At 40.0% G+C, this 3,186-nt stretch carries 2 protein-coding genes and 1 pseudogene; all 3 read right to left on the bottom strand.

Annotated features, from left to right (window positions below):
- Positions 1–353, bottom strand: a pseudogene (locus tag ACEW8S_RS05730) (phosphoribosylamine--glycine ligase); the annotation flags it as partial.
- A 283-nt stretch (positions 354–636) separates the two neighbouring features.
- Complete coding sequence (locus ACEW8S_RS05725) at positions 637–1,824, bottom strand: glycosyltransferase family 4 protein (protein ID WP_373517222.1); 1,188 nt, start codon at positions 1,822–1,824, stop codon at positions 637–639.
- 47 nt (positions 1,825–1,871) lie between these two features.
- Positions 1,872–3,068: a glycosyltransferase family 4 protein gene (locus ACEW8S_RS05720; protein ID WP_373517221.1), complete on the bottom strand. Its 1,197-nt coding sequence runs from the start codon at positions 3,066–3,068 to the stop codon at positions 1,872–1,874.
- Between the last annotated feature and the right edge of the window lie 118 nt (positions 3,069–3,186).

Genomic DNA, 3,186 nt, shown 5'->3' with positions numbered 1-3,186 from the left:
TCATGCCGCATCATAAACTTTTTAGCGAATTCCTTACTGCCTTCAAGCTCCGCTGCCGATTTTTGGGGACCGATAATGGGGATGTGGGCCAAATCGTCATCCTTCAGAAAAAAATCATGGATGCCATTGACCAATGGGTCTTCGGGGCCTACGATTACCATATCGATACTTTCTTCCAACACTAATTTCTTGATAGCACCGAAATCATTTACGCCAACCGGAATATTTTTTACGATTTCGGCCGTTCCCGCGTTGCCCGGGGCTACAAAAAGCTGACCTAATTTCTGACTTTGTTTGAGTTTCCAGGCCAAAGCGTGCTCACGCCCGCCGGAACCTAGGATGAGGATGTTCATAGGTTTCTGTGTTGATGTGGTTTAGGGCAAAAATAGGGCTAGTTGTGACAATACTGGGTAAACACCTAATTTTTTAAACTGACTACCAACGGCATAGCTTACTTTGGGTTTTTGACAAAGTTGCGCGGATGGAAGTAGCTTTCATTTTGCTTTTTAGCTATATTCAATAGGGTCTCAATAATCGTACACCATGAAACAAAAATCTCCAAGCACCAAATAAGACCTCAAAAATCCATTCTTTACCATATTGGAATTGGATTCTAATATTGTAAGGCTATTTTTTCTATGGATCTTCTATTGACGAATCGTCACTTTTTTCCTCCCCTTTCTTTCTTTTTTTAGAACTTTTCTTTTCCACCTTGGATTTAAAACGGCTTACCTTCCGCTTGAGTAATATTTTCTGCTTCAAGGTCGTAAAGTTGTAATTGTACTTAAAGAAAATATATCCCAAAAAGACAACAACGGACACCAACATAATTACCATGCCCAAATTTTTCGCTGTACTGCCCAAAACGATGAACAGCGTAACGAACAGTAGATTGAAACAGCCTATGATAAAACTTGCCTGTTTATGGGTAAGTCCCCAATAATCAATCAATACGTGATGCGTATGGTTCCGATCTGCTGAAAATGGCCCTTTTTTGTTGGCGATACGGATGGCAAAGACCCTCGCCGTGTCAAAAAGCGGGACTATTAAGATGCTAATAGCAATTATAGGGGCGTTTTCCAATAAAAATGGGAGGTCGGTATACACAACAGGGCGCAATGCTAAAAATTTTAGGGTCAGCACACTAATGATAAAGCCTACAATTAAAGAACCCGTATCGCCCATAAAAATCTTTTTATCCGAAGAGAGATTAAAGCCCAAAAATGACATTAAACTGGCGTTTAGGGCTATGGCCAACAATGCGAAAAAGTATTCTTCGGTCAAATAAAATATGGTGGTATAAATTACCAAAATCACGATACCTACAATAGATGCCAATCCGTCGATACCATCGATTAGATTGTACGAGTTGATGATGGTAATCATCATGAACCCGCCTATAATAAGGTACAGAAAGTACGGAATTTCGTTAATGTTCAAAAAACCGTTCAGTGAATGGATGGTGAAACTGGGGTTGGCGAGGATGAAAGCAATAGCAGCTACCTGTGACAAAAGTTTTGCACCGGGGGATATAACTACGAGGTCGTCTTTTAGACCAATTATAAAGAGGATGGTAAGGCCGGGGATGATGTACATGGCCTCGTCATAGTGATCTCTCGCCCTGATAAAAAATAATGCAATGATTAAGGTATAGAAGAAAGCTACTCCTCCTAAGGTCGGAGTTCGTAAAGTATGCGAGCTTCTTTGATTAGGGTTGTCCATTAAACGCTTATATTCGACTACCTTTATGATTTTTGGTATGGTCAAATACGTCAGAAGAAATACCCCTATAAAAATCGATATGGCCGTTTCCAGGAAAAACAAATGCTCTTTTTAGATTTTAAAATAAATAAACAATATCAAAACGAACTCTAATTTTGCACAAATCTAAGCATTTTAAGCGCTAGGTTCTTTCTGTCAAAGTCCTTTACCATATTATTGAAACCGCGGTTCGAGGTATTGTGCTCATTTTTTAATAGCTGCAGCTTATCCAAAAAGTCCTTTTTGTTCTCTGGTTCAAAAGCCATTCCAATATCATATTGCTCGACCAACAACTTAGATTCGCCTTCAACGCCCAACAAAATGGGTTTATTCATAGCGGCCAACTCGAATATTTTTGAGGGAAGAACGGATTTAAAAGTTTCCGACTTACGGAGGTTGACCAAACCTACATCGAGTAGTGAAATGTATTGGCTCACCTCATTTTTTGGCACTGGATTTAAAAGTGTCACGTTTTTTAATCCCAACCTTGTTTTCTGCTCCAAGAGGTTTTCTTTCTCTGCGCCAGTTCCCAAAAAAAGAAAATGGACTTCTTCATCGGATATCTCTTTGGCACAATCTAAGATAAAATCTAATTTATGTGCCATACCGTGTGTGCCGATATAGCCCACGATGAATTTACCGTTTAGCCCAAGTTTGTTCGCCAAAGTCTCGTTCTTTGGTTCAGGAACGAACATATCCGTATTTATACCGTTCTTGACGACCTCAATTTTAGTCGCAGGGATATGATGTTTTTGAACTAGTTCTTTTTTAAAGGAGTCGGTTACCGTAATAATCTTCCAGGCGCTTTTATACATGCGATGCTCCAAAAATTCAAAAAAACTAATTACAGGATTGGTATCCATGGCCCCTACCGCTTTTATGGATTCCGGCCAAAGATCCCGTACTTCCATCACCCATCTTTTCCGTTTCCAGAAACTGAGCCATCTTCCGGAAATTACGGTAAAGAATTGCGGCGATGTGGCCACGATGACGTCCGTATTAACGAAAAGACCGGCAAAAAATGAAGCGAACATAAAACTGAGGTAATCTAAGGTACGCTTTACAAAACCTTTGTTGGCAGAAATATAGGTGCCTACGCGAATGACTTTAATTCCCTCAACGTATTCCGTTTGATATACTTTATTTTTATAGCCCTCAAAAACCTTTCCTTCAGGAAAATTGGGGGCACAGGTAATTACCGTTACCTCTGCACCAGCTTTTACCCATTCTTTAGTGTGTTCAAAAGTACGTGTCGCCGGAGCATTGAATTCCGGGGGGAAGTTATCGGTTAGAAACAGAATTTTCATCGTTTTTGGTTGGTTTTCATTCTGCTTTAAAGAAAGCGCAATTGTGTTTGGAGATTGCTATAGAATGATATCGCCAATCTAATCCCAATTTCGGTGCGATTGAAACCCGTGGCATATC

This window comes from Pricia sp., from assembly GCF_041745955.1.
In the GTDB taxonomy this organism is placed as follows: Bacteria; Bacteroidota; Bacteroidia; order Flavobacteriales; family Flavobacteriaceae; genus Pricia.
This window is presented reverse-complemented; position numbering and strand designations above follow the sequence as displayed.

Excerpts from the sequence above, each read along its gene's own strand:
- ACEW8S_RS05720 (WP_373517221.1), bottom strand. The coding sequence starts at position 3,068 with ATGAAAATTCTGTTTCTAACCGATAACTTCCCCCCGGAATTCAATGCT.